The 25,266-nt window shown below is 63.9% G+C and carries 28 protein-coding genes and 2 pseudogenes; 25 read left to right on the forward strand and 5 right to left on the reverse strand.

The genetic code is table 11. The annotated features are described in order from the left end of the window. The first annotated feature begins 23 nt into the window (after nt 1-23). The 17 genes and pseudogenes from glpK (at nt 24) to GT370_RS16060 (ending at nt 14,092) form a co-directional block, all read left to right on the forward strand. A complete protein-coding gene (gene glpK, locus GT370_RS15985) occupies nt 24-1,523 on the forward strand; it encodes a glycerol kinase GlpK (RefSeq protein WP_008494847.1) in 1,500 nt (499 codons plus the stop codon). Between the two features lie 75 nt (nt 1,524-1,598). Next, nucleotides 1,599-2,327 (forward strand): MIP/aquaporin family protein, encoded by a 729-nt coding sequence (locus GT370_RS15990; protein WP_008494848.1) that lies wholly within the window; start codon nt 1,599-1,601, stop codon nt 2,325-2,327. Between the two features lie 119 nt (nt 2,328-2,446). Further along, complete coding sequence (locus GT370_RS15995) at nt 2,447-3,175, forward strand: alpha/beta hydrolase (protein WP_270183377.1); 729 nt, start codon at nt 2,447-2,449, stop codon at nt 3,173-3,175. After that, a complete protein-coding gene (locus tag GT370_RS16000) occupies nt 3,115-3,306 on the forward strand; it encodes a hypothetical protein (protein WP_442865450.1) in 192 nt (63 codons plus the stop codon). The genes GT370_RS15995 and GT370_RS16000 overlap by 61 nt, the downstream gene beginning before the upstream one ends. A gap of 184 nt (nt 3,307-3,490) precedes the next feature. Beyond that, nucleotides 3,491-5,023, forward strand: coding sequence for an aldehyde dehydrogenase (gene adh, locus GT370_RS16005; protein ID WP_008494850.1), 1,533 nt, complete (start codon nt 3,491-3,493; stop codon nt 5,021-5,023). 12 nt (nt 5,024-5,035) lie between these two features. Continuing rightward, nucleotides 5,036-5,407, forward strand: a complete 372-nt coding sequence (locus GT370_RS16010; protein WP_008494851.1) for a DUF779 domain-containing protein — start codon at nt 5,036-5,038, stop codon at nt 5,405-5,407. Nucleotides 5,408-5,551: 144 nt separating this feature from the next. After that, nucleotides 5,552-7,279 (forward strand): PQQ-dependent dehydrogenase, methanol/ethanol family, encoded by a 1,728-nt coding sequence (locus GT370_RS16015; protein WP_008494852.1) that lies wholly within the window; start codon nt 5,552-5,554, stop codon nt 7,277-7,279. A gap of 52 nt (nt 7,280-7,331) precedes the next feature. Continuing rightward, nucleotides 7,332-7,736, forward strand: a complete 405-nt coding sequence (locus GT370_RS16020; RefSeq protein ID WP_270183379.1) for a hypothetical protein — start codon at nt 7,332-7,334, stop codon at nt 7,734-7,736. Next, nucleotides 7,730-8,095 (forward strand): hypothetical protein, encoded by a 366-nt coding sequence (locus GT370_RS16025; protein ID WP_270183380.1) that lies wholly within the window; start codon nt 7,730-7,732, stop codon nt 8,093-8,095. The genes GT370_RS16020 and GT370_RS16025 overlap by 7 nt, the downstream gene beginning before the upstream one ends. A gap of 16 nt (nt 8,096-8,111) precedes the next feature. Further along, on the forward strand, nt 8,112-8,513 hold the full coding sequence (locus GT370_RS16030) for a c-type cytochrome (protein ID WP_234730365.1): 402 nt from the start codon (nt 8,112-8,114) through the stop codon (nt 8,511-8,513). Between the two features lie 87 nt (nt 8,514-8,600). After that, nucleotides 8,601-8,678 (forward strand): pyrroloquinoline quinone precursor peptide PqqA, encoded by a 78-nt coding sequence (gene pqqA, locus GT370_RS21635; RefSeq protein WP_008494857.1) that lies wholly within the window; start codon nt 8,601-8,603, stop codon nt 8,676-8,678. A 38-nt stretch (nt 8,679-8,716) separates the two neighbouring features. After that, nucleotides 8,717-9,646, forward strand: coding sequence for a pyrroloquinoline quinone biosynthesis protein PqqB (pqqB, locus tag GT370_RS16035; RefSeq protein ID WP_039885370.1), 930 nt, complete (start codon nt 8,717-8,719; stop codon nt 9,644-9,646). Then, entirely contained in the window at nt 9,643-10,392 is a 750-nt protein-coding gene (pqqC, locus tag GT370_RS16040) for a pyrroloquinoline-quinone synthase PqqC (protein WP_008494860.1), read from the forward strand. The genes pqqB and pqqC overlap by 4 nt, the downstream gene beginning before the upstream one ends. Further along, entirely contained in the window at nt 10,383-10,658 is a 276-nt protein-coding gene (pqqD, locus tag GT370_RS16045) for a pyrroloquinoline quinone biosynthesis peptide chaperone PqqD (RefSeq protein WP_008494861.1), read from the forward strand. The genes pqqC and pqqD overlap by 10 nt, the downstream gene beginning before the upstream one ends. Then, nucleotides 10,655-11,739: pseudogene (gene pqqE / locus GT370_RS16050) on the forward strand (pyrroloquinoline quinone biosynthesis protein PqqE). The gene pqqD and the pseudogene pqqE overlap by 4 nt, the downstream one beginning before the upstream one ends. Beyond that, complete coding sequence (locus tag GT370_RS16055) at nt 11,736-13,040, forward strand: TonB-dependent receptor plug domain-containing protein (RefSeq protein WP_270183382.1); 1,305 nt, start codon at nt 11,736-11,738, stop codon at nt 13,038-13,040. Before pqqE ends, GT370_RS16055 begins: the two are co-directional and overlap by 4 nt. Next, nucleotides 12,956-14,092 carry a TonB-dependent receptor gene (locus tag GT370_RS16060; protein WP_270183383.1) on the forward strand — a complete coding sequence of 379 codons (1,137 nt, stop codon included), beginning with the start codon at nt 12,956-12,958 and terminating at the stop codon, nt 14,090-14,092. Before GT370_RS16055 ends, GT370_RS16060 begins: the two co-directional genes overlap by 85 nt. A 39-nt stretch (nt 14,093-14,131) precedes the next feature. Here the strand turns inward: GT370_RS16060 and GT370_RS16065 are convergent, their stop codons facing one another. Further along, the gene (locus GT370_RS16065; RefSeq protein ID WP_270183384.1) at nt 14,132-14,338 is read right to left on the reverse strand and encodes a hypothetical protein; all 207 of its coding nucleotides are present in this window, start codon (nt 14,336-14,338) and stop codon (nt 14,132-14,134) included. Here GT370_RS16065 and GT370_RS16070 point away from each other — a divergent pair. From GT370_RS16070 to GT370_RS16080, 3 genes are all read left to right on the forward strand, one after another. Further along, nucleotides 14,337-14,546 carry a hypothetical protein gene (locus GT370_RS16070; RefSeq protein ID WP_270183385.1) on the forward strand — a complete coding sequence of 70 codons (210 nt, stop codon included), beginning with the start codon at nt 14,337-14,339 and terminating at the stop codon, nt 14,544-14,546. The two genes, GT370_RS16065 and GT370_RS16070, sit on opposite strands and share 2 nt — an antisense overlap. A gap of 29 nt (nt 14,547-14,575) precedes the next feature. Beyond that, nucleotides 14,576-15,148 (forward strand): transporter, encoded by a 573-nt coding sequence (locus GT370_RS16075; protein ID WP_270183386.1) that lies wholly within the window; start codon nt 14,576-14,578, stop codon nt 15,146-15,148. 225 nt (nt 15,149-15,373) lie between these two features. Continuing rightward, nucleotides 15,374-16,675, forward strand: coding sequence for a Glu/Leu/Phe/Val family dehydrogenase (locus GT370_RS16080; protein WP_008494865.1), 1,302 nt, complete (start codon nt 15,374-15,376; stop codon nt 16,673-16,675). A gap of 56 nt (nt 16,676-16,731) precedes the next feature. Here GT370_RS16080 and GT370_RS16085 read toward each other — a convergent pair whose 3' ends face one another. From GT370_RS16085 to GT370_RS16095, 3 genes are all read right to left on the reverse strand, one after another. Then, on the reverse strand, nt 16,732-17,397 hold the full coding sequence (locus tag GT370_RS16085; RefSeq protein ID WP_008494866.1) for a lipid-binding SYLF domain-containing protein: 666 nt from the start codon (nt 17,395-17,397) through the stop codon (nt 16,732-16,734). Continuing rightward, nucleotides 17,394-17,966: a histidine phosphatase family protein gene (locus GT370_RS16090; RefSeq protein ID WP_270183387.1), complete on the reverse strand. Its 573-nt coding sequence runs from the start codon at nt 17,964-17,966 to the stop codon at nt 17,394-17,396. The genes GT370_RS16085 and GT370_RS16090 overlap by 4 nt, the downstream gene beginning before the upstream one ends. Before the next feature lie 318 nt (nt 17,967-18,284). Next, nucleotides 18,285-18,635 (reverse strand): carboxymuconolactone decarboxylase family protein, encoded by a 351-nt coding sequence (locus GT370_RS16095; RefSeq protein ID WP_008494868.1) that lies wholly within the window; start codon nt 18,633-18,635, stop codon nt 18,285-18,287. 103 nt (nt 18,636-18,738) lie between these two features. On the opposite strand from GT370_RS16095, the pseudogene hemW reads away from it, so the two are divergent. The 4 genes and pseudogenes from hemW to GT370_RS16115 all read left to right on the forward strand — a co-directional run bounded on the left by hemW (nt 18,739) and on the right by GT370_RS16115 (nt 23,890). Beyond that, a pseudogene (gene hemW / locus GT370_RS16100) lies at nt 18,739-19,898 on the forward strand (radical SAM family heme chaperone HemW). Nucleotides 19,899-19,927: 29 nt separating this feature from the next. Further along, complete coding sequence (thrC, locus tag GT370_RS16105; protein ID WP_008494871.1) at nt 19,928-21,322, forward strand: threonine synthase; 1,395 nt, start codon at nt 19,928-19,930, stop codon at nt 21,320-21,322. Between the two features lies 1 nt (nt 21,323). Further along, nucleotides 21,324-22,589 (forward strand): M16 family metallopeptidase, encoded by a 1,266-nt coding sequence (locus GT370_RS16110; protein ID WP_008494872.1) that lies wholly within the window; start codon nt 21,324-21,326, stop codon nt 22,587-22,589. After that, nucleotides 22,586-23,890 carry a TldD/PmbA family protein gene (locus tag GT370_RS16115; protein WP_008494873.1) on the forward strand — a complete coding sequence of 435 codons (1,305 nt, stop codon included), beginning with the start codon at nt 22,586-22,588 and terminating at the stop codon, nt 23,888-23,890. Before GT370_RS16110 ends, GT370_RS16115 begins: the two co-directional genes overlap by 4 nt. A gap of 255 nt (nt 23,891-24,145) precedes the next feature. Here the strand turns inward: GT370_RS16115 and GT370_RS16120 are convergent, their stop codons facing one another. Then, the gene (locus tag GT370_RS16120) at nt 24,146-24,394 is read right to left on the reverse strand and encodes a hypothetical protein (protein WP_008494874.1); all 249 of its coding nucleotides are present in this window, start codon (nt 24,392-24,394) and stop codon (nt 24,146-24,148) included. Nucleotides 24,395-24,702: 308 nt separating this feature from the next. On the opposite strand from GT370_RS16120, the gene mscL reads away from it, so the two are divergent. Beyond that, a complete protein-coding gene (gene mscL / locus GT370_RS16125) occupies nt 24,703-25,098 on the forward strand; it encodes a large conductance mechanosensitive channel protein MscL (protein ID WP_270184415.1) in 396 nt (131 codons plus the stop codon). The last annotated feature ends 168 nt before the right edge of the window (nt 25,099-25,266 follow it).

Here is a 25,266-nt window from a genome sequence, read left to right on the forward strand (position 1 = left end):
TGACAACGAGGAAACGGCAACACATGACAAAATATGTCGGCGCCATCGATCAGGGCACAACCAGTTCGCGCTTCATCGTGTTCGACAAGGCGGGCAATATCGTCTCGGTCGCGCAGAAGGAGCATAAGCAGATCTATCCCAAGCCCGGCTGGGTCGAGCATGACCCGCTGGAGATTCTGCACAACACCAATGAGGTGATCGGCGCGGCGCTGGCGCGGGCCGATCTCTCGGCCAGCGATCTCGTCTCCGTCGGCATCACCAACCAGCGTGAAACCACGCTGATCTGGGACAAGGCCACCGGCAAGCCGCTTCATAACGCGCTGGTCTGGCAGGATACGCGGGTCGATCAACTCTGCGCCGAATATGCGAAAAACGGTGGCCAGGACAGGTTCCGCGCCAAGACCGGGCTGCCGCTGGCGAGCTATTTCTCCGGGCTGAAGCTGCGCTGGCTGCTGGAGAATGTGGAGGGCGCGCGCGCCAAGGCGGAAGCCGGCGAGGCGCTGTTCGGCACCATCGATAGCTGGCTCGCCTGGAACCTCACCGGCGGCGCGAAGGGCGGGGTGCATATCACCGATGTCACCAATGCCAGCCGCACCCAGCTGATGAACCTCGCCAGCTGCGACTGGGACGAGGACATGCTGAATGAATTCAAAATTCCGCGCGCCTGCCTGCCGAAAATCCTGCCCTCCTCGACCGTGTATGGCGAGATCACCACGCCGACTTTGCGCGGCGCCAAGCTCGCCGGCATTCTGGGCGACCAGCAGGCGGCGCTCGTCGGCCAGACCTGCTTCTCGCCCGGCGAGGCCAAGAACACCTACGGCACTGGCTGCTTCATGCTGATGAACACCGGCACCGAGCCGGTGCAGTCAAAGGCCGGGCTGCTGACCACTCTGGCCTACCAGTTTGACGGCGAGAAGCCGCGCTACGCGCTGGAAGGTGCGATCGCCATCACCGGCGCGCTGGTGCAGTGGCTGCGCGACAATATGAAGCTGTTCGATGTCGCGCCGCAGATCGAGCCGCTGGCGAAATCCGTCGAGGATAACGGCGATGTTTACATCGTGCCGGCCTTCTCGGGGCTTTATGCGCCGTACTGGAAAGAGAGCGCGCGCGGCGTGATTGCCGGGCTCACGCGCTTTGCCACCCGCGCGCACCTCGCCCGCGCCGCGCTGGAATCCACCGCCTACCAGACCCGCGACGTGGTCGAGGCGATGGAGACCGATAGCGGCATCAAGCTCTCCAGCCTGAAGACCGATGGTGGCATGGTCGCCAACGAGCTGCTGATGCAGTTCCAGGCCGATATTCTCGACGTGCCGGTGATCCGCCCGAAAGTGACGGAGACGACGGCGCTGGGCGCGGCCTACGCGGCCGGGCTGGCGACGGGCTATTGGAGCAATGTCGAGGATCTGCGCGCCAACTGGCAGGTGGACAAGCAATGGACCCCGGCTTTGGCCGCCGATAAGCGCGCGCATTACTACAAATCCTGGAAGAAGGCGGTTCAGCGCTCGTTCGACTGGGTGGACTGAGCAGACCGACGCGCCCCCGGCCGCGTGCTTTTGCCGGGGATCTCTCGAAGCAATAATCAATCAGGGAACATCAAGATGGGTTCGGTCTTTTGGGGCGAGCTGCTTGGCACCGCCACACTCATTCTCCTGGGCAACGGCGTTGTCGCCTGCGTCCTTCTCAATAAATCCAAAGGCCAGAATGGCGGCTGGATCGTGATTACCGCCGGTTGGGCATTCGCGGTGATGTGCGGCGTGTTCGTCGCCGCCGCCACCGGCAGCCCGGCCGCCTACCTCAACCCCGCCGTCGCGGTAGGGCTGGCGGTGGATCATGGCGGATGGGCGAAGCTGCCCATGGCCATCGCCGGGGATTTCGTCGGCGCGTTCATCGGCGCATCGCTGGTCTGGCTGCATTTCCTGCCGCATTGGCGCGAGACCGAGGATAAGGGGCTGAAGCTCGCCTGCTTCTGCACCGGCCCGGCCATTCGCAACATCGCCGCCAATATGATCAGCGAGATCATCGGCACCTTTGTGCTGGTGTTCGTCGTCGGCGCGATTTTCTCCAAGACGGCCTCGCCTAACGGCGTTGCCGGCGGGCTGGGGCCCTATCTGGTCGGCTGCCTGGTCTGGGGCATCGGCCTGTCGCTCGGCGGGACCACCGGCTACGCCATCAACCCGGCGCGTGACCTGGGGCCGCGCATTGCCCATGCGGTCCTGCCCATCGCCGGCAAGGGGGATGCGGATTGGAGCTATGCGGCTATCCCCGTGGTCGGCCCGCTGATCGGCGCGGCGCTGGCGGGGATGGCGATGTCGGCCTTCGGCATCTGAACCTGCTGTGATCCAGCGCCAGGGCGCGGGCGTATAAAGCCCATGCAGTCCTGGCGCCCGTTTCAACGCCCGGCCCTTGTGCCGGGCGTTTTTTTGTCAGCCAGCCGGCGCGTGCGGGCGTGAGGCGGCGCGTGCTGCTGCTGGCCGGATCGGCGCTGGGGCTGGCGGGGGGCCTCGGCTTTACAGCTTATTCGCCGGTGACGGTGCTGAATGCCTTTGCCCCCGGCGCGTTCACGGTAAAACGCAACCTCGCCTACCGCCCCGGGCCGCGCGGCCGGATGGATCTCTATCTGCCCCGCCAGGCGCAGGGCGCGCCGCTGGTGGTGTTCTTTTATGGCGGCAGCTGGCAGGAGGGGGACAAGGCGATGTACCGCTTCGTCGGCGCCGCGCTGGCCGCCCGCGGCTGCATGGTGGCGATTCCGGATTACCGGCTTTACCCGCAGGTGCGCTTTCCGGAATTTCTGGAGGATTGCGCCGCCGCCACCGATTTTGCCCGCCGCCTCGCCCCGTCCGCGCCGCTGGTGCTGATGGGCCATTCCGCCGGGGCCTATAACGCCGCCATGCTGGCGCTGGACGGGCAATTTCTGGCGCCGCACGGGCTGGTGCCGAACCGTGACCTCGCCGGCTGGCTGGGCCTCGCCGGGCCGTATGATTTCCTGCCGATCACCGACCCCGCCTTGCAGCGCATGTTCGGCTCCCGGCGCAATGGCCGCGTACCCAGCCGATCAATTTCGTCACCCCGGGCGCGCCGCCTGCATTCCTCGCCGCCGGGCTGGAAGATCGCACCGTGGATCCCGGCAATAGCGAGAGGCTGGCGGCGAAGCTGCGCGCGCATGGCGATGCGGTGAAGCTGGCTTTGTATCCGGGGCTGGACCACCGCAAACTCGTCGGCGCGCTCTCGCCATATCTGACCTTCCTGGCGCCGGTTCTGAGGGATTGCATCGCGTTCATTAACAAAGTCGCGCCCTCGACCCGTTGAATGTTCACTGTTCTGTTATGGGACAGTGTGAGCTTTCAGGACGCTAAATTCAATTTGCTTTGCTGGACGGCGCGCGTGTGGTTTGAATAACTCAGCCAGTTTCCGGCCTTGGCATGCTCCTTGCTGGAACCTGGATACGTCCAAACGCGGCTTAACCGCGCACAACAAAGCGAGGAACCATACAATGCTCGACGCAGCCATCGCGCCTCTGTCGGGAAGCGCCCTTTCCGGGTTTTCCTTCAAGCCGCGCTACGACAATTTCATCAACGGCAAGTTCACGGCGCCGCTCTCCGGCCAGTATTTCGATAATGTCTCGCCGATCACCGGCCAGGTCTTCACCCAGGCCGCGCGCTCGAATGAGGCGGATATCAATCTGGCGCTGGACGCCGCCCATGCCGCTGCCGACGCCTGGGGCCGGCGCGCCCCGGCCGAGCGCGCCCTGGCGCTGCTGAAGATCGCCGACCGGATGGAGGAAAATCTCGATCTGCTCGCTTATGTCGAGACCGTCGATAACGGCAAGCCGATCCGCGAGACCACCGCGGCGGACGTGCCGCTGGCGATCGACCATATGCGCTATTTCGCCTCCTGTGTGCGCGCCCAGGAAGGCGCGCTCTCCGAGGTGGACGAGACCACCATCGCCTATCATTTCCATGAGCCGCTGGGCGTGGTCGGGCAGATCATCCCCTGGAATTTCCCGCTGCTGATGGCGGTGTGGAAGCTGGCCCCGGCTTTGGCCGCTGGCAATTGCGTGGTGTTGAAGCCGGCCGAGCAGACCCCGATTTCAATCATGGTGCTGATGGAAATCATCGGCGATCTGCTGCCGCCGGGCGTCATCAATGTCGTCAACGGCTTCGGGCTGGAAGCTGGCAAGCCGCTGGCCTCCTCCAACCGCATCGCCAAGATTGCCTTCACCGGCGAGACGACGACGGGCCGGCTAATCATGCAATATGCCAGCCATAACCTGATTCCGGTGACGCTGGAGCTGGGCGGCAAGTCCCCCAACATCTTCTTCTCCGACGTGATGGCCGAGGATGACGATTTCCTCGACAAGGCGATCGAAGGCCTGGTGCTGTTCGCGCTGAACCAGGGCGAGGTCTGCACCTGCCCGTCGCGCGCCTTCATCCAGGAAAGCATCTTCGATAAATTCATGGAGCGCGCGCTCAAGCGCGTCGCCGCGATCAAGCAGGGCAGCCCGCTCGATCCCTCCACCATGATCGGCGCGCAGGCTTCCTCCGAGCAGATGCAGAAGATCATGTCCTATATCGATATCGGCCAGCAGGAAGGGGCGAAGATGCTGATCGGCGGCGGCAAGGCCGATCTCGGCGGCGCCCTCTCCAACGGCTTCTACATCAACCCGACCGTGTTCCACGGCCATAACAAGATGCGTATCTTCCAGGAGGAAATCTTCGGGCCGGTGCTCTCCGTCACCACCTTCAAGACCGAGGAAGAGGTGCTGCACGCCGCCAATGATACGCTCTATGGCCTGGGTGCCGGCGTGTGGTCGCGCGATGGCAACCGCGCCTATCGCATGGGCCGCGGCATCAAGGCCGGGCGTGTCTGGACGAATTGCTACCATCTCTATCCGGCGCATGCCGCCTTCGGTGGGTATAAGCAGTCCGGCATCGGCCGTGAAACCCATAAGATGATGCTGGATCATTATCAGCAGACCAAGAATCTGCTGGTCAGCTACAGCCCGAAGCCGCTGGGCTTCTTCTAAGGGGTTAGGGACATGGATCAGCTCCCGGCACGCGTTTTGGCAACCGAAGCGGCGGTGGAGCTGATCCAAAAACTGCAGGCGAAACATGGCGCTGTCATGTTCCATCAATCCGGCGGCTGCTGCGATGGCTCGACACCGATGTGCTATCCGGTCGGCGATTATCTGGTGGCGCCGGACGATGTGAAGCTGGGTGAAATCGGCGGGGCGGAATTTTTCATGAGCGCCTCGCAGTTTGAATATTGGAAATTCACCCAGCTGATCATCGACGTTGTCTCCGGCATGGGTGGCATGTTCTCGCTGGAGAATGGGACGGGTTTGCGCTTCCTTACTCGCTCGCGTGTGTTCGAGGATGCGGAGCTCGCCGCTCTCGAGGCGGCCGTCTAAAGCCAAGCGACAAGCAAAAACAAGATCCGCGCCAGCAGCTGGCGGGCGCGGCGGGGAGGGCGCTTGCCTGAACCGTAACGAAGTCAGCACCAACATCAAGCCCGGTCCGGGGCAAAAATGGTTCAAGAATAGAGGGGAAACAGGATGAGCGTTTCGAAATATTCACGTCTGGCGCAGCGTTTGCTGACCGGGGTCAGCTTCACGCTGGCGGCAGGGCTGCTGGCCGCGCCGATGGCGCGCGCCGACCAGGCCGCCTACCAGCCGGTGACCAGCGACATGCTGGCCAACGCCGCCAGCAATGATGGCTGGCTGATGTTCAATCATGACTATACCGGGCAGAATTTTTCTCAGCTCAAGCAGATCGACACCAAGAACGCCGGCAAGCTGACCGAGGCCTGGACCTCCGACAAGATCGATATTCCCGATGCGTTCGAAGGCTCGCCGGTGATCAATGGCGATTATATGTTCGTCACCACCGCCAAGGACCATGTCATCGCCTATAACGCGACGACCGGCCAGAAGCTCTGGGAATATGACTACCAGCTGCCCACCGCCGCCTTCAAGACGCTGTGCTGCGACACCAATAACCGTGGCGTCGCGCTGTCTGGCGACATGGTGATTTTCGGCACGCTGGATAATCACGTGGTGGCGCTGGATGCCGCTACCGGCGCGGTGAAGTGGAATGTCACGCTGAAGGAGCCGGGCACCGGCTACTCCATCACCGAGGCGCCGCTGATCGTGAATGGCAAGGTCATTATCGGCACTGGCGGCGGCGAGTATGGCGCGCGCGGGCGCATCGTGGCGCTGGATGTCAATACCGGCAACGAGCTGTGGAAATTCTACACCACCCCGTCCGAGGACGAGCCGGGTGGCAAGACCTGGCCCGCCGGCGCCTACAAGACCGGTGGCGGCTCGCCCTGGATGACCGGCACCTACGACCCCTCGACCGACACGCTGTTCTGGGGCGTCGGCAACCCGGGCCCGTGGCTGGCGACGATGCGCCCCGGCGATAATCTCTACACCGACTCCCTGGTGGCGCTGGACCCGAATACCGGCAAGCTGAAATGGTACTACCAGTTCACCCCGAACGACACCTGGGATTATGACGGCGTCAACACCCCGGTGCTGACCGACCTGACCTATAAGGGCAAGCAGTACCAGGCGGTGATCCAGCCGAACCGTAACGGCTATCTCTACGCGCTGGACCGCACCACCGGCAAGTTCATCTATGCCGTACCCTTCGTGCACGATACCTCCGTCACCGGCATCAAGAATGGTGTGACCCAGACCAGCCAGGCGCTGCGCCCGGCCCTGGGCAAGACCATCACCACCTGCCCCTCCTTCCTGGGCGGCAAGAACTGGTGGCCGATCGCGGTGGACCCGATGAACCACACCGCCTACATCACCACGCTGCATGCCTGCATGAGCATGACCGGCGTGCCGGTGACCTATGCCGCCGGGCTGCCCTTCCTGGGTGAGACCTTCAAGATGCTGCCGGACCCGAAGGATCCGAATCTCGGTTCCTTCCAGGCGATCAACCTGAACACCGGCAAGCAGATGTGGCAGCACGAGACCAAGCAGGTCTGGGACGCGGGCGCGCTGAGCACCGCTGGCGGCGTTGTCTTCTCCGGCACCGTCGATGGCAAGCTGCACGCCTTCGATGCCAAGACCGGCAAGGATCTCTGGACCAGCCCGGCCATGGGCACCGCCATCCTCGCCGACCCTGTCGCCTATAGCGTCAACGGCACCGAATATGTCGCGGTGTGGGCGAGCTATGGTGGCGTCTGGCCGCTCTGGGGCGGCGCCCTCGCCGAGCCGCTGAAGAACACCCCGCGCTTTGGTCAGCTGCATGTCTATAAAATTGGCTCCTGAAGGTAACCTGACCCGGCCGCGCAAGCGGTCGGGACTTTTTGCCTCCGGTGCAATGCTGCTCGCGGCGGCATTGCTTTGCCCCGGCCTCGCCCACGCGGGCAGCATCACATTCTGCGTGGACAAGGCCAACCCGATGCTGCCGACCGACATGGCGGTGGCGCGGGCCGCGGCGCAAAAGGCGGGAGAGGTTGCGGTCTTCATCGAACGTGATTCGCTGAAATCCGAAACCGGCGGCGATGACGATGCCGGCCATGGCGAAAATATGAAAGCCATCAAGGCGCTGGTGCATAATTGCGATCTGGTGATGGGCTTTCCGCTTGAAGATGGCGGCGGCAATGTCCCCGCCGGTCTGGCGGCCTCGCGCCCTTATGCGCGCACCGGCTTTGTCGCCGTCGCGCAGGGGATGTCTCCGGCGGTTTCAAGGGCTTGCTGCATAAAGGCACGATCGGGGTGCTGAACATGTCGCCGGCGGAGACCTATTTCACCACCGCGACGATGGCGCATGAGCATGTCTATTACACCAACGACCAGCTGCTCGGCGCCGTGCTGAACGGCGAGGTGAACACCGCGCTGATCTGGCGGCCCTGGCTGAACCAGCAGCTGGCCGCGCATCCGCAAAGCCTGCATGTCGCGGAATTGAACATGCCTTACGCAAACTGGAACGTTGTTGCTCTGTATCCGCAATCGGCGCAGAATAAGCCAGAGGTCAGGGCGTTCAATAAGGCGATCGAGGCGCTTGCTGCATCGCGGCAGCTAGGGGCTTTGGTCAAACCCTATGACGTCCCGGCTCACGGCGTCTCAGGCATGGAAGAGTGAGAAGAGTATGAAAAATATGAAGATTGCGGTCCTCGGTTTGGCCTTGTCCCTGGGCGCGGTGGCGGCGCAGGCGGCAACCCCGCCGGCGATCTATACCGATGCGCAGGCCACCGCCGGCGCCGATGCCTATGCGCAGAATTGCGCCATGTGTCACGGCGCGAAGATGGAAGGCGGCGCCGGCCCGGCCCTGGTTGGCCAGGCCTTCGCCTCCGCCAGCAACAACTATACCGTCGGCGCACTCTTCACCGAGATGGCCCAGCAGATGCCCGCCGGCCAGCCGGGCAGCCTGACCCATACCCAGTATGAGGACATCTTCGCTTATATCCTGAAGACAAACGGCTACCCTGCCGGCAGCACCGCCCTTAATTACGATAAGGCGATGGGCGACAGCACGCCGCTGGTCTCTCAGGTGAAATAACACCCGGCAAGGGTGAATGAAATTTGCAAGCGGTTTGCAAATAAGGGCGCGATGTCGCGCCGGATCATAATCAAGGAGGAATGGACAATGTGGCGTAAACCGACCGTGAAGCAGATCTGCATCGGCGCTGAGATCAACTCTTACGTCTCCGCGACCCGCAAGTAAGTGAGGCAACCGATCCAGGCATAGGCCACGTCTCTCCCATGCGTGTAATTGTGCTTGGATCGGCCGCGGGCGGCGGCTTTCCGCAATGGAATTGTCATTGCACGGGGTGCCGCCGGGCGCGGGCCGGAGACCCGGCCGTGAAGCCCAGAACCCAGGCCTCCCTCGCCGTCAGCGCGGATGGGGTGCGGTGGGTGCTTTTGAATGCCAGCCCGGATCTTCCCTCCCAGCTGCGCGACCATGTCATTCTGCATCCTGACCATGATGGCCCGGCACGGAATAATCCCGTGGCGGCTGTGGTGATTTCCGGCGGGGATATTGATTGCATCGCCGGGCTGCTGACGCTGCGCGAGGGGCATGAATTCCGGCTCTATGCGCAGGATTTCGTCCAGGCGATTTTGAACGGCAACCAGGTGTTCAGCGTGATGAATCCGGCGCTGGTGCGCCAGGAGAGTCTGCGCGTGAACGAGCCGGTGGCGCTGCGCGATGCGGCGGGGCAAAGCCTCGGGCTTTCGGTGGAAGCCTTTCCGGTGCCTGGAAAATTGCCGCTCTACCAGGAGGCGGGGCGGGACCTCGCGGCCCTGGTGAGCGATGACAGCGTCATCGGCCTGTCCGTAAAGGATGAAGCCGGACACAGGATTCTTTTCATTCCCGGCTGCGCCTACGTGACGCCGGATATTCTAACGCGCGCTCAACAAGCTGATATTCTGTTTTTCGATGGCACGCTCTGGCAGGATCGCGAGATGATCGATGCTGGCCTGAGCCAAAAAACCGGCGCGCGCATGGGGCATATTTCCGTTTCGGGTGAAGCCGGCACGATGGCCGCATTTTCCGCATTGACGCGGACTCGCAAGGTCTTCATTCATATCAACAATACAAATCCGATCCTGTGCGACGATTCCGAGGAAGCCAAAAAAGTCCAAGAAAATGGCTGGGACGTTGCCTATGACGGAATGGAGGTGACGTTATGACGAATATGCTTTCCCATGCCGAGCTTGAGGCAGCACTGCGCAATGTCGGCGCCACGCGCTACCATAGTCTGCATCCGTTTCATAAGCTGCTGCATGGCGGCAAGCTGAACCAGACCCAGGTGCAGGCCTGGGCGCTGAACCGCTATTATTACCAGGCCTGCATTCCGATCAAGGACGCGATCGTGCTCTCCCGCCTGCCGGATGCCGCCTCCCGCCGCGCCTGGCGCCAGCGCATCATCGACCATGATGGCGAGCGCGAAGGCGATGGCGGCATCGCCCGCTGGCTGCGTCTGGCGGAAGGGGTCGGGCTGGAGACCGCCTACGTGGAATCGACCCAGGGCATCTTGCCCGCGACGCGTTTTGCCGTGGATGCCTATGTGCATTTCGTGCGCGACCGCTCGCTGCTGGAAGCGGTCGCGTCCTCGCTGACGGAAATGTTCTCACCCACCATCATCGCCGAGCGTGTCGCCGGCATGTTGGCGAATTATGAATGGGTGTCGAAGGACACGCTGGTCTATTTCAATGCCCGCCTCACCCAGGCGCCGCGCGATGCGGATTTCGCCCTGGATTATGTGAAGCACCACGCCACCACCCGCGCCGAGCAGGACCAGGTGATCGCCGCATTGCGGTTCAAATGCGATGTGCTCTGGTCGCAGCTGGATGCGCTCTATGCCGCCTACGTCACGCCGGGTCATGTCCCGCTCGATGCGTTTGGCGCCGAGGCGGCGCTGGCGCGGTGCGCGTAACCGGCGAAACCGTCCCCCGCCTGCGCCGCGGGGTGCGCCGCCAGTTCGACAAGGCCCGTGACACCGCCGTGCTGATGGCCCCGGAGCGTGTCGTCGTGCTCGACGAGATTGCCGATGCCATCGTCACCGCCTGTGACGGGCAACGCAATATCGCTGACATCGTCGCGCTGCTCGCCGCGCGCTATCAGGCGCCGGTCGAGGAGATCGACGGCGATGTCAGGGAATTTCTGGAAGGCTTGGCGGAGTCCGCCTTGGTCACGCTATGAGCTCTATCGCACCGCCTTTCGCCTTGATGGCGGAACTGACCCATCGCTGCCCGCTGCAATGCCCCTATTGCTCCAACCCGCTGGAGATGCTGAAGGCGAACAAGGAGCGTGACACGGCGTTCTGGCGCGGGGTGATCAGCGAGGCGGCTTCGATGGGCGTGCTGCAGATCCATTTCTCCGGCGGTGAACCCAGCCTGCGGCCGGATCTGGCTGCGCTGATCGCGCATGCGACCGATTGCGGGATGTACGCCAACCTGATCACCTCCGCCGTGCTGCTGAACAGGGACAAGCTCAGCGCCTACGCGCAGGCGGGGCTGGGTCATGTGCAGGTGAGCCTGCAAGGCGCGGAGGCGGCGAATGCCGACCGGATCGGCAATTATAAAGGCGCGCACAGAAAGAAACTCGAAGTGGCGAAGCTGGTCACGCAGATTGGCATGTCACTCACCATCAACGCGGTGGTGCATCGGCAGAATCTTGAGGAACTGCCAGCGATCATCGATCTGGCGCTGGCGTTGGATGCGGACCGGCTGGAAATCGCGCATGTGCAATATCATGGCTGGGCGCTGGAAAACCGCGCCGCCTTGATCCCCACCCGCGCCCAGTTCGAGGCGGCGGATGCGCTGGTGGCGCGTAGGCGTGAGGAAATCGGCGCGCGTATGGTGATTGATTACGTGGTGCCGGATTATTATGCGGATCTGCCGAAAACCTGCATGGGCGGCTGGGGGCAGAAAATGCTCAACATCGCCCCGGATGGACGGGTGCTGCCTTGCCACGCGGCGGAGACGATCCCCGGCCTGACCTTCCCGCGCGCCGATGATCTGCCGTTGCGCGAGATCTGGGAAGGCAGCGACGCCTTCAACAAATTCCGCGGCACCGGCTGGATGCAGGAGCCTTGTTCCAGCTGTGCGTTGAAGGAAATCGATTGGGCGGCTGCCGCTGCCAGGCAATGGCCATCACCGGCGATGCGGCGGCGACCGACCCTGTCTGCTCGCGCTCCCCGCGTCACGCGGCCATGAACGCGATGGCGGCGGCCGAGGCCCAGCAGGAGCCTGGTGACTTCAAATGGCGGCGGGTTTCATGATTTTGGCGGGCCGCACCAGGCGCCTGCTTCTCGCCAGTGCGGCTCTGGTTCCCGGACTGGCGATGGCGCAGACGAGCGACAGCTCAACTGACACCACCCCGCCGGTGATTAACGTTCACATCGGCGTTTCACCCTTGGGCGGCGGTGTGCCGTTGCAGAAATGGCCGACCGCCGTGCAAAGCTTCTCCGCGCAGGATCTGACCAAACAAGGGGCGGCGGATTTCACCGGGGCGCTGGCGCGGCAAGCCGCCGGCGTCAATCTGCAGAACAGCCAGGCCAACCCGTATCAGCCGAGCGTGCTTTACCACGGCTACGAGCTTTCCCCCATCCAGGGCACGCCGGCCGGGCTTTCGGTCTATGTGAATGGCGCGCGCTTCAACACGCCCTTTGGCGATCTGGCGCTCTGGAGCGTGCTGCCTGACGATGCCATCGATTCCTTCGATCTGGTCGATGGCAATCCGGTCTTCGGCCTCAATGCGCTGGGCGGCGCCATCGATGTGAAGATGAAAAACGGCTTCACCGCGCCGGGTGGCGTGCTGGAGCTGCAAGGCGGCTCCTTCGGCACGGTCGAAGGCCATCTTGAATATGGCAAGCAGGTTGGCAATGCAGCCGCCTATGTCGATATCTCTGCCGCCCGCAATACCGGCTGGCGCGACGCGCAAGGTTCGGACATCAAGAGCGCCTACGCGGATCTCGGCTGGCGCGGCAGCGCTGCGGCGCTGCATATCAATCTCATCGCCGGTAATTCCGGGCTGCATGGCCCAGGCACGGTGCCGGTGGAGGTGCTGGCGGCGGATCCCAACGCGCAATTCACTGGCCCGAATTCCATCAACGATAAATATCTGCGCCTCAGCAGCACGCTGGATCTGCAGCTGAGCCGCGATACCTCGCTGCAGGCGGTGCTCTATTACGAGAACATCTGGGAGCATCTGCTCAACGGCAACGGCCCGAGCGATCTTCCCTGCGGCGATGGGCAAAATCTCTGCCAGGGCGGGGCAGGGGGGAGTTATTCCACGGCGGCCGGCGGCGGCATCATTCCGCAATATCTGCCGAATGGCAATAATGCCTACGGGCAGCTCAACCTCAACACCACCAATACCAACGGCTATGGCGCCTCCGCGCAGATCACCCATAAGGGCGCGCTGGCCAGCTCGTCGCAGGGCTCAGTTATGATGGCGGCTACAGCACCTACGGCGCCGCGGCTTATGATGGCGCCTTGTCGCCGAGCACGCGCGATTATTATGCGCTGCCCGGCACCGGGCTTGGCTATCCTGTCGATGAGCCCGGCAACGTGCCGGTGAATGTAGGCTTGCGCAACGCCTATTACGGGCTCTACGCGACGGATACGATCGACCTCACCAAAAAACTCTCCCTCACGCTGGGCGGGCGGTTCAATATCGCGCAGATCGCCTTGCATAATGAGCGTGGTTACGACCCCAACGCCGCGCCGGGCGGGCTGAATGGCAGCCATTATTATCAGCATTTCAACCCCTCGGTCGGCATGGCCTACGCGCTCACGCGCGCGGTGACGCTCTATGGCAGCTGGTCTGTGCAGAACGCGGCGCCGACCCCGGCCGAACTTTCCTGCGCCAGCCCGCTTGATAGCTGTGCCCTGGCGAATTTCATGTCCGGCGATCCGGCGCTGAAGCAGATCGTCTCGCAGAATTTCCAGGCCGGGCTGCGTGGGACGTTCGTTGTCGGCGGATTGAATTTCCTGAGCATCCAGGCGGATGTTTATGATGATGAAACCAGAGACGACATCGAATTCCTGCAATCGCCTTATAATCCGCAAGGCAACGGCTATTTCTCCAATATCGGCAGCGTGCACCGGCGCGGCGGTGATCTCGCGGCGCAGTTCGATAGCGCCAAATGGCATCTCTACGCATCCTATTCACGCGTGCAGGCGACCTATGGCGCCAGCTTTATCGAGCGCAGCAACAGCCCGAATGCCGATGCGAGCGGCAATATCACCGTCAATAGCGGCGATTTTCTGCCGGGCGTGCCGAAAAATCTCATCAAGTTCGGCGCGGATTACAAGATCACCCCGCGCTGGAGTGTGGGCTTCAGCGGCACCGCGCAGACGGGCAGCTATCTCTACGGCGATGCCGCCAATCTCGATAAGCCGTTGCCGGGCTATGCGCTGATCGATCTGAACACGCGCTACAGCGTCACACCGCATCTCACTTTGTTTGGCAGTATCGATAACGTCACAGACCAGCGCTACTATGTTTACGGCACCTATTCCAGCGTCGGCGGCGTCTATGTCGCGCAGGCGCCAAATTACAGCAACCCGCGCAGCTATTCCATCGGCGCGCCGGTGGCGGTGACGGCGGGAATGAAACTGACCTTCTGAGCTGTTGCGTTTCGAAGCAGTGATGAAAAACGTGACAGCTCAAATCCCAGCTCTCTCGTGAATTCCCAAGCAAAACCCAAGATCTTTCTTTGGCACGAATCCTGCTGAGACGATGACGCGATGCGGGCCGCCCGGAACACCGGGGTCTCGCATCGCCCCGGTCAAAAAAATCAAGGCCGGGACGTCCAAGTCAAAACCAAGAGACAAAGCGGCGCAGACCGGTTTGTCGATATGCAGGGGTTTCATGAAGATCCAATCTCGTACCCATACCGCCCGGGCGCTGGCCTTGCTCGCGGGCACCGCTCTCGCGGGCTTTGCCGTGCCGGCCTTCGCCGGTTCCGTCACCCAGCCCGGCGAGACCATCGGCTTCGCGCCGGGCGCGCCGCTGCCGCAAGGCGTGTATCTGGTGGACACCACCGATTACGGTAATCTCGGCAAGGAAGCGCTGGGGTAACCATTCCGGTTGTCGCCTGGTCCACCCCGGTGCATCTGCTGGGCGCGCGCGTGCAGCTTTACGCCGCCTTTCCGCTGGCCGAGGCGAGCGTGCCCGGCGCGCATGTGCAGGGCTGGTATAATCCCTGGTTCGCCGGCCAGCTGGCCTGGGATCTCGGTAACAATATCGGCGTGTCCTATCTGCTCGGCACCTACCCGAAGCTCTCCAGCCCGGTCGCGAATGACGCCACCACCATCAATCAGCGCTTCGCGGTGTCCTATACGGGGAATGGCCTCAATCTCTCCGCCAATCTGATCATCGGCAATGAGGTGAATAACTCCTCGGTCAATGCCTCCAAGGTGCCGAATTATCTCAACCTGGATCTGACCGCGACGAAGAGTTTCGGCAATTGGAGCTTCGGCCCGGTCGCTTATTATTCAACGGACACAAGCTCACCCTATTCCGGCTACCAGAAGCAGCATCAATTCGCGATGGGCGGTCTGGTCGGCTATAATTTCGGCAAGGTGGTTCTGCAATCCTACCTTACCCATGACGTTACCCAGACGGGCTATCTCGGCAACGACACGCGCTTCTGGTTCCGGTTCATTATTCCGGTCAGCTAAGCTGCCGTAAGACGACGAAGACAGGGCATGGGGGCGGAACGCCCCATGCCTTTTTGGCGTTGCTGAGCTTCCCGGCTTTAACAAGGCTGCGTTGAAACGCGGCGTTAAGCCCCTGACGACGCTTGAGCTTAGGTGTAGCTTTTCCATCATGGCGCGGCCCGCGCGTCATGACTCTCGCCCGATTATGGGCGCAAGACGAAGCAATCGTCAGCAGAGGAGTATGGAATGGCCGATCATCCGCAAAGTTTCTTGCCAGGCGCCAGCCTGTCTTACGTATCGCCGACGCGCCAGAGCGCCTGGGGCACCTATCTGGCGCAGGTGGACCGCGTGCTGCCTTATATGGGCGATCTCGCCCGCTGGTCCGGCACGCTGCAACGCCCGAAGCGGGTGCTGATCGTCGATGTGCCGATCGAGATGGATGACGGCAGCATCGCGCATTTCGAGGGCTACCGGGTGCAGCACAGCCTCTCGCGCGGCCCGGGCAAGGGCGGCGTGCGCTACCATCCGGACGTGACGCTGGAAGAGGTGATGGCGCTGGCGGCCTGGATGACGATCAAGAATGCCGCGGTCAATCTGCCTTTTGGCGGCGCCAAGGGCGGCATCAGGCTGGACCCGAAACAGCTGTCGCAGAGGGAGCTGGAAAAGGTCACCCGGCGCTATACCAGCGAGATCGGCATCATCATCGGCCCGCAGCGCGATATTCCGGCGCCGGATGTGAACACCAACGGCCAGATCATGGCCTGGATGATGGACACCTACTCCGCCAATGTCGGCGCCACGGCCACCGGTGTGGTCACCGGCAAGCCGATCAGCCTGGGCGGCTCGCTCGGGCGGGTGAAGGCGACCGGGCGCGGCGTGTTCGTCACCGGGCGCGAGGCGATGCGCCGGCTGAAGCTGCCGATGGACGGGGCGCGCATCGCGATCCAGGGTTTCGGCAATGTCGGCGCCAATGCGGCTGAGCTGTTCGCGCAGTCCGGCGCCAAGGTGGTGGCGGTGCAGGACCATGGCGGCGGCGTCTATAATGATAACGGGCTGGATGTGCCGGCGCTGACCGCGCATGTGCTGGAAAAAGGCAGCGTCGCCGGGTTTCGTGGCGGCGAGGTGCTGGGGCTGGAGGAGTTCTGGGACGCGAAGGTGGATGTGATCATCCCCGCCGCGTTGGAAGGCCAGATCACCGAGGCCCGCGCCGAGCGGCTGCGCGCCAGCCTGGTCCTGGAGGCCGCCAACGGGCCGACCGTGCCGGGGGCGGATGATATTCTCGCCGCGCGCGGTGTCACGGTGCTGCCGGACGTGATCTGCAATTCCGGCGGCGTCATCGTTTCTTATTTCGAGTGGGTGCAGGACTTCTCCTCCTTCTTCTGGAGCGAGGAGGAGATCAATCTGCGCCTGGACAAGATCATCACCGGGGCGCTGGCGCATATCTGGGCCACCTGCGAGCGGCATAAATTCAGCCTGCGCACCGGCGCCTTCGTGGTGGCGTGCGAGCGCATCCTGCAGGCCCGCAACGAGCGCGGGCTGTATCCCTGAGATGAAAAAAGCCGCCTTCCGGGAGGAGGGCGGCTTGTTCGCGCGAGGGGCAGGGCTTACCCGCCGTAGCGCTGCAAGGTCTGGCGCAGCGGGTTGGCGCCGGGATTATTGCCCTGGCCATCAACGACGATCTGCCGCGCATCCAGCTGCTGGCCGTAATATTGCTGCTCGGCGCCGGCATTGTTGGAGAGCACGGTGCCGGAGAGCGAGACGCCGCCATAGAGCCCCTGGCTCTTGGAGAAGCTGATGATATCGGCATTGGTGGCGGTGGACATGGCGCCATTCACGCCGGCCCCCAAAGTCGCCACCGAAAGCCCGGCATCCGCGCCGATCTTGAATTGCGAGTTCAGCAGCGCGTTCAGCCCGCCCGTGGTCATGATGATCATCATCACCTCGGCGTTCTGCACGCCGATCTGCAGGCCGAAGCTGCCCGCGCCCATGGAATAGATGGCCGGGTTGGACCAGCCGCCATCGGCGGTGCGGGCACTCATCACGCAGCCGCCGCCTTCGCCGCCGAAGAAGAAGCCGGCCTTGAACACGTTCGGGCAGACCACGACGGCTTTGGCCTTGCGCAGGAAGTCCTGCGCCTGGGATCCCTGGGCGCCGCCCATCATGTCTTCCAGGGACAGGGTGGCGCTGTCGACCAGATGTTGCGGGTTGGCGGCCAGGGCCGGGGCGGCGGTGCCGGCCGCGAGGGCCGCGGCGAGAAGCAGGCGCTTCATGAGAGAACTCCTTCGGGTTTGGGCGCGTCTTGCCGTGTTGCTGCAGGTGGGGTGGCGGCCTCAAAGCGGCAAGCTTGGGTGGATGAATGTTCATTAACCGACAAAACCCGCCAGCCGCGCGGCCCATGCGAGAGCCGGGTGAGGGAGATATTGTCGATCTGCAAGCAGAGCGCCTGATGCGGGGTCAGCCCCAGCGCATAGGCGCAGGCGGCGCGGATGGCCCCGCCATGGCTGACGATGATGGTATCCGTACCTTCCGCACTTTCCCGCAGCGCCTCCAGCCCGGCACCGACGCGCTCGATCAGATGCGCGAAGCTCTCCCCGCCTGGCGGCGTCTCGGCGGCATGGATCGGCCAGAACGGATGCCGCTCATCATGGCCGCGGGCGTCGAAGGTGGAAATCGGCACGCCCTGCCAGTCGCCGAAATCCTGCTCGATGAAGGCGGGCTCGATCAGCCGGGCATCTGCGGATAGCCGGCGCGCTGCAGCGCATCGGCGGTGAGCTGGGTGCGGGTGAGGGGGTGCAGACCAGCCGGGCCGGGCGCGGCAGCCGGGCGGCCAGGGCGGCATAGTCCGCCGCCTGCGCCGCCATCGTGTCGGTGCATACCGGCACGTCGTCGGTGCCGTAGAGGAAGGCCAGATTGTCCCGGTGGACCAAAGCGTGGCGGATGAGCCAGAAGCGGTGCATGCTCAGTCTCCGGTTGGGCACGCCGCCGCCGCGCCGCGCCTGATTGCGTCTGCGTCAGGCATGAAGACGAAGATTATGGCGCAAAACCGGCTTATGCGTGTCCGCATCGGGGCCGGCATAGGCTCTGAAAACCGCGTCTCCATGCGCTTTTGGGATTAAGCGCGCGATGCGGTCTTGCCAACCACCCCGGCGAAGGGCGCCTATGCGGCGGGTGGGGTGAGCTGGTCGAAGGCTTCCAGCGCCTGGGCGGCGTACATCGCGGAGGGGCCAGCGCCCATATAGATCGCCATGCCCATCGTCTCCAGCACCTCCGCCCGGCTGGCCCCGTGCTTGCCGGCGGCCTGGGCGTGATAGGCGATGCAAGGCTGGCAGCGCGTCGCCACCCCGATAGCGAGCGCGATCAGCTCCTTGGTTTTCTGGTCCAGCGCGGTGCCGGCATGGGCGCCCTGGGCGAGGGCGGCAAAGCCCTTCATCGCCTCCGGCGCGCCCTGGCGCAGCGTTTTCACCCCGCCATTCATGGCCTCGATCAGCTTCGTCCAGTCCTGGATCATGTCCTGTCTCCTGAAAATGCCGCGAGCATAAGGGCGGGACGGCGCACCGCCTTGACCTTGCGCAAAACACGGCGCGGACTCGCACCGCGCGGCGCATCGGTCTATGCCGGGCGGCATGGATCAGCTGGCTTTGTATTTCCATTGGCCCTTCTGCCTGGCCAAATGCCCCTATTGCGACTTCAACTCCCATGTGCGCGAGAGCCTGCCGCAGGCGCAGATGCTGGCGGCGCTGACGGCGGAGCTGGGCTATGAGGCGGCGCGGCTGGGGCGGCGCGAGGTCGGCTCGATCTTCTTTGGCGGCGGCACGCCCAGCCTGATGGACCCGGACAGCGTGGCGGCACTCATTCAGGAGGCCGGGCGGGTGTTCCGCCTGGCGCCGGAGGCCGAGATCACGCTGGAAGCCAACCCGACCAGTGTGGAGGCGGCGAAATTCCAGGCCTATCGCCAGGCCGGGGTGAACCGTGTGTCCATCGGCGTGCAGAGTTTCGAAATCGAAGCGCTGCGATTTCTCGGCCGCCAGCACAGCGCCCAGCAGGCCATCGCCGCGATCGAGCTGGGGGCGAAAATCTTTCCCCGCATCTCCTTCGACCTGATCTATGCCCGGCCCGGCCAGAGCCAGGCGGCATGGCGGGCGGAATTGCGCCAGGCGCTGGATCTGGCGGCGGATCATCTCTCCCTCTACCAGCTCACCATCGAGGACGGCACCAAATTCGCCACCCTCCACGCCCGGGGGAGTTCTCTTTGCCGGATGAGGACGAGGCCGAGGCGCTGTATGACATCACCGCCGAGGAGGCCGGGCGCTATGGATTGCAGCGCTACGAAGTCTCCAACTACGCCAAGCCCGGCGGTGAGAGCCGGCATAACATGACCTATTGGCGCTATGGCGATTATGCCGGCATCGGCCCCGGCGCGCATGGGCGGCTCTCTCTGGGCGGCCGGCTGCTGGCCACCACCCGCCATCGCGCCCCGGAGCCCTGGATGGAGCGCGTCGCCGCGCATGGCCACGGCACCACGCTGGAGGAGGAAATCCCGGCCCAGGACCGCGCCCGCGAGGCGTTGATCATGGGGTTGCGGCTGCGCGAGGGCATCGCCGCGCCGCACTTCGCCGCCCGCACCGGCATTGCCCTGCTGGACGCCATCGAGCCGGAGATCCTCGATGAATGTCTCGCCGAGGGGTATCTGACGTTCGCTGACGACCGGCTGGCCGCCACCGCGCAAGGCATCAAACGGCTGGACGCATTGCTGCCGGCCCTGTGCAGATAGTATAGCCAGCCGCAATTAAGGGAATTTCGATGCGCTATGTTTCGACGCGGGGCCAGGCCCCGGAGATGGATTTCGCCGGCGTGCTGCTGGCCGGCCTCGCCAGCGATGGCGGGCTCTATATGCCAGCGAGCTGGCCGCGCTTCTCCGCCGAGGAGCTGAAATCCCTGCGCGGCCTCCCCTATCCCGAACTCGCCGCCAAGGTCATCGCCCCGTTCGCGGCGGGCAGCGTCTCCGAGGCTGAGCTGCTCTCCATGTGCAAGCTCGCCTATGCGGAGTTCGCCAGCAAGGCGATCGTGCCGCTGGTGCAGCTGGAGACCAATCTCTACGCGCTGGAGCTGTTCCACGGCCCCACGCTCGCCTTCAAGGACATGGCGCTGCAGCTGGTCGGGCATCTTTTCGAGCATGTGCTGGCCAAGCGCGGCGAGAAAGTCCGCATCGTCGGCGCCACCTCCGGCGATACCGGCTCGGCCGCCATCGAGGCTGTGGCCAACCGCAAAAATATCGACATCACCATCCTGCACCCGTACGGCAAAACCTCCGAGGTGCAGCGCCGGCAGATGACCACGGTGCAGGCGGATAACGTCCTCAACATCGCCGTGGACGGGAATTTCGACGATTGCCAGGATCTGGTGAAGGCAATGTTCGCGGATGCGCCGTTCCGGGCCGAGATGAATCTCTCCGCGGTCAACTCCATCAATTTCGCCCGTATCGCCGCACAGATCCCCTATTATGTCTATGCCGCGCTCAATCTCGGCGCGCCGGAGCGGGAGGTGGCGGTCTCCGTCCCCACCGGGAATTTCGGCAATATCCTGGCGGCCTGGGCGGCCAAGCAGATGGGGCTGCCGATCGTCAAATTCATCGTCGCCTCCAACCGCAACGATATTCTCTCCCGCTTCCTGGCGGAGAACGACATGTCCGTGCATGAGGTCGAGCCCAGCCTCTCGCCCTCCATGGATATCGGCGTCAGCTCGAATTTCGAGCGGCTTTTGTTCGAATTCCTGGGCCGGGATGCGCTGCTGACCGCGAAGACCATGGCGGATTTCCGCAGCACCGGGAAAATGACGGTGGAGGCGCCGGTCTGGCGCGCCATCGCCCATGAATTCCAGGGCTACCGCCTCTCGGACGAGGCGACTTTGGCGGAAATCAAGCGCTTCTACACCGAGAGCGCCTATCTGGCGGACCCGCATTCGGTCATCGGCCTCGCCGCCGGGCGCGATTGCGACACGGGGCGCCTGCCGGTGATCTGTGCCGCCACCGCGCATCCGGCGAAGTTCCCGGATGCGATTGAAAAAGCGGTCGGCATTCGCCCGCCCCTCCCAAACCATCTTTCCGACCTATATGACAGGAAAGAGACATTCACCCGCGCCGGCGCCGATCTCAACCAGATCGAAACCTTGGTGCGGAATTTTGCGAACAGGAACTGAAATGCCTGAACAGGTTTCCATCACCACGCTGCCCTCCGGCCTGACCGTGCTCACCGAGCGCATGGAACGGGTGGAAACCGTGTCCTTCGGCGCCTATGTCGGGGCCGGCACAAGGCACGAGACCGCCGCCGAAAACGGGGTGGCGCATTTCCTCGAACATATGGCCTTCAAGGGCACCGAGCGGCGCTCGGCGGCGGATATCGCCGAGGCGATCGAGAATGTCGGCGGCCATATCAACGCCTATACCTCGCGCGAGCAGACGGCCTATTACGTCAAGCTGCTGAAGGAGGATCTGGCGCTGGGGGCGGATATCATCGGCGATATTCTCTGCCATTCCAGCTTCGAGCCGGAGGAGCTGGAGCGCGAGCGTGGGGTGATCCTGCAGGAAATCGGCCAGGCGAACGACACGCCGGACGATATCATCTTCGACCATTTCCAGTCCGCCGCCTATCCGGCGCAGCCGATGGGCCGCCCGGTGCTGGGCACGGAAGCGATCATCTGCGGCATGAAGCGCGAGGCGCTGCCGGGCTTCATGCGCCAGCATTATACGCCGGAGAACATGGTCATCGCCGCTTCCGGCAATCTCTATCATGAGCAGGTGGTGGAGCTGGCGCAGCGCCATTTCGCCGACCTGCCGCGCGCCGAGCGCGCCGCGCCGATGGAAGCCGATTATATGGGCGGCGAGTATCGGGAGCTGCGCGATCTCGACCAGGCGCATATCGTGCTGGGCTTCGATGCGCCGGGCTATGGCCAGCCGGATTATTATCCTTCCATGCTGCTCTCCACTCTGCTGGGCGGCGGCATGTCCTCGCGCCTGTTCCAGGAAATCCGGGAGAAGCGCGGGCTGGTCTATTCCATCTACAGCTTCACCGCCCCGGCGCAGGATGGCGGGCTGTTCGGCATCTATGCCGGCACCGGTGAATCGGAAGCGGCCGAGCTGATCCCGGTGACGCTGGAAGAGCTGGAGAAGGTGCAGCGCGCCGTCAGCGAGGCGGAGCTGAACCGCGCCCGGGCGCAGCTCAAGGCCGGGCTGCTGATGAGCTTAGAGTCCACCGGCAGCCGCTGCGAGCAGCTGGCCCGGCAATGGCAGGTGTTCGGGCGGATCATCCCGGTTGAGGAGACCGTGGGCAAGATCAATGCCGTCACCGTGGAGGATATCCGCGCCTCGGCCGCCAAGATTTTCCGGCAGAAACCCACTCTGGCCACCATCGGCCCGGTGGCGCAGGTGCCGAAATTCTCCGCCATCATCGACCGGCTGGCGGCATGAGCGCGCTCTCCGACGCCGCCGCTGGGCTGCTGGAAGCGGCGAAGCGGGCCGGGGCGGATGTCGCCGAGGTCGGGCTGTATGAGGGCACCTCGGTCGGCGTGCAGCGCCGGCTGGGCAAGACCGAGGAGACCGAGCGCGCCGAGACCACCGAGCTGAGCCTGCGGGTGTTCCTGGGGCGCTGCTCGGCCTCCGTCTCCGCCAGCTCCATCGACAGCAGCGCCTTCGCGCGCCTGGCCGCGCAGGCGGTGGCGATGGCGAAAGTGGTGCCGGAGGACCCGTATGCGGAAATCCCCGAGGCGCCGCCGGCTCTGGATGCCGGGTTTTTGGAGCTTGAAGACCCGGTTGAGCCGAGCGCTGATCTGCTGATCGCGCGCGCGGCCCAGGCCGAGGACGCCGCCATGGGCGTGCCCGGCATCACAAATTCCGAAGGTGGCTCCGCCAGCTGGTCGCGCGCCGTCTCGGTGCTGGCCACCAGCCATGGGTTTCTGGGCGAATATGCCCGCACCGCGCATAGCGTCTCCGTCACCGCCATTGCCGGCACCGGCACCGCGATGCAGCGCGATTATGATTATGACAGCGTGATCCATGGCGCGGATCTGGCCGACCCGGCGCAGCTGGGCCGCAATGCCGCCGCCCGCGCGCTGGCCCGGCTGAACCCCAGGCGCCCGGCCACCGCCAAGCTGCCGGTGATCTTCGATCCACGGGTCTCCGGCTCCATCCTCGGCCATCTGGCCGGGGCGATTTCCGGCGCCTCGATCGCGCGCGGCACCTCCTTCCTGAAGGATGCGCTGGGCCAGCGGATTTTCCCCGCCGGGTTGGAGATCATCGACAACCCGCTGAAGGTGCGCGGCCGCCGCTCCCGCCCGTTTGACCGCGAGGGCCAGCGCGTGGCGCAGATGAGCTTCATCGCGGACGGGGTGCTGACGGGCTGGATCCTGGATACGCGCTCGGCCAACCAGCTTGGGCTGAAGACCAACGCCCATGCCGGCGGGCTCTCGAATTTCTACATGGCGCCGGGGCGGCTGAGCCCTGAGCAGTTGATGGCCGACATCGCCGAAGGGCTTTACGTGACCGAGATGATGGGCTCCAGCATCAACGGCCTCACCGGCGATTATTCGCGCGGGGCGGCCGGGTTCATGATCCGCAATGGGCAGATCGCCGAGCCGGTGGCGGAGATTACCATTGCCGGGAACCTCAAGGACATGTTCCTGAACCTGACGCCAGCCAGCGATCTGGAATTCAAGCGCGGCACCGATGCGCCGACGCTGCGGCTGGACGGCATGACCCTGGCCGGCGCCTGACACCGGCTTTTCGCGCCCGCGCGACACGCAGGTGATGGGCCACCACGGCCCATCACCCGGCAGCTGGAACATGGAGGTGGTGGGCCATGGGCAGACTGCGCGGAATAGCTAAGCTGCCGGCGATGAATGGTGGCTTAAAAAAGCCTGATTTTTTTGTCAGTCGTTGCGACCGGCGCGTTGATTTCGTTTCGGATTTTTAAGGCAGACCCCGCCATGACATGCCCGGCGCCGCTGCAGGCGCCCGGCATATCGGGGTTAACTGCCCTTCTTATCCCACGGCGCCTGGCCGAGATTGACCTGCTTGGGCGTGGTGTTGGACCCGGCCAGCGCGCCCGCGCCGGCACCGATGCCCGCTCCGACGACCACGCCGATCGGCCCGCCGACAATGCCGATCAACGCCCCCGTGGCCGCGCCACCCGCGGCCGTCCCGGTGGTGCGCCCGGTGCCATGGCCGCAGCCGGCGAGGGCCAGCGCCATCGCCAGCATCAGGGATTTCTTGAACATCCATCTCTCCTGTTTGGTCTTGCCCTTGTCTCAAAGGCGCGCCGCGTTGCGCAAGCCAAACCGCCGATCGATCCGCCTGCGGGACGGGGTGCGCTGATAGACGTTTTTCTTTTCAAGGACTTGAGAAAAGTTTCCGGCAATGCGCGGGGGCTGGGTCCAGAACGGATTGGTTTAAAAAGGGTTGCGAAGCGCGATCCGGCGCGTACATGGTGAAACGTAACCAACGCGGAGAGCCCGATGTCCGACACGTCCAAATTCCCGGTGCAGCTGAAGGCCCCAGCTGGGTGGATGACTTCAAGGCCTTCATCATGCGCGGCAATGTCGTCGATCTGGCGGTTGGTGTCGTCATCGGCGCCGCCTTCACCGGCATTGTCAGCTCGCTGGTCAAGGACGTGATCAACCCGATCATCGGGCTGATCACCGGCGGGGTGGATTTCTCCAATCATTTCATCATCCTCAAAGGCACCCCGGCGCTCACTTTGGCGGATGCCCAGAAGGCCGGTGATGTCACGTTGAATTATGGCGTGTTCATCAATGCGGTGATTAATTTCGTGATCGTCGCGGCGGCGATCTTCTGGATGGTCCGGATGGTGCAGAAGATCTACAAGAAACCGACGCCGCCGGCCGCCGCCCCGGCGCCGACGCCGACCGAGACCCTGCTGACCGAAATCCGCGACCTGCTGAAGGATAAGGGCACGGTCTGAGCCGCAGCCCTCCTCCTGGGCATGGCGGCCAGGGAGGCGCACAGCGTTGCGCCGGCCGGCCGTCTCTCGTCATTCCAAAATCGACATATGGCCAGTTAAACAATTCATTTCATTAATGCTGCGCTGCAGCATATACTCACGCAGCCGGGCCGTGGCGGCCCGGTGACG

Origin of the sequence: Acidocella sp. MX-AZ03, from assembly GCF_027626035.1 — a bacterium.
In the GTDB taxonomy this organism is placed as follows: domain Bacteria; phylum Pseudomonadota; class Alphaproteobacteria; order Acetobacterales; family Acetobacteraceae; genus Acidocella; species Acidocella facilis.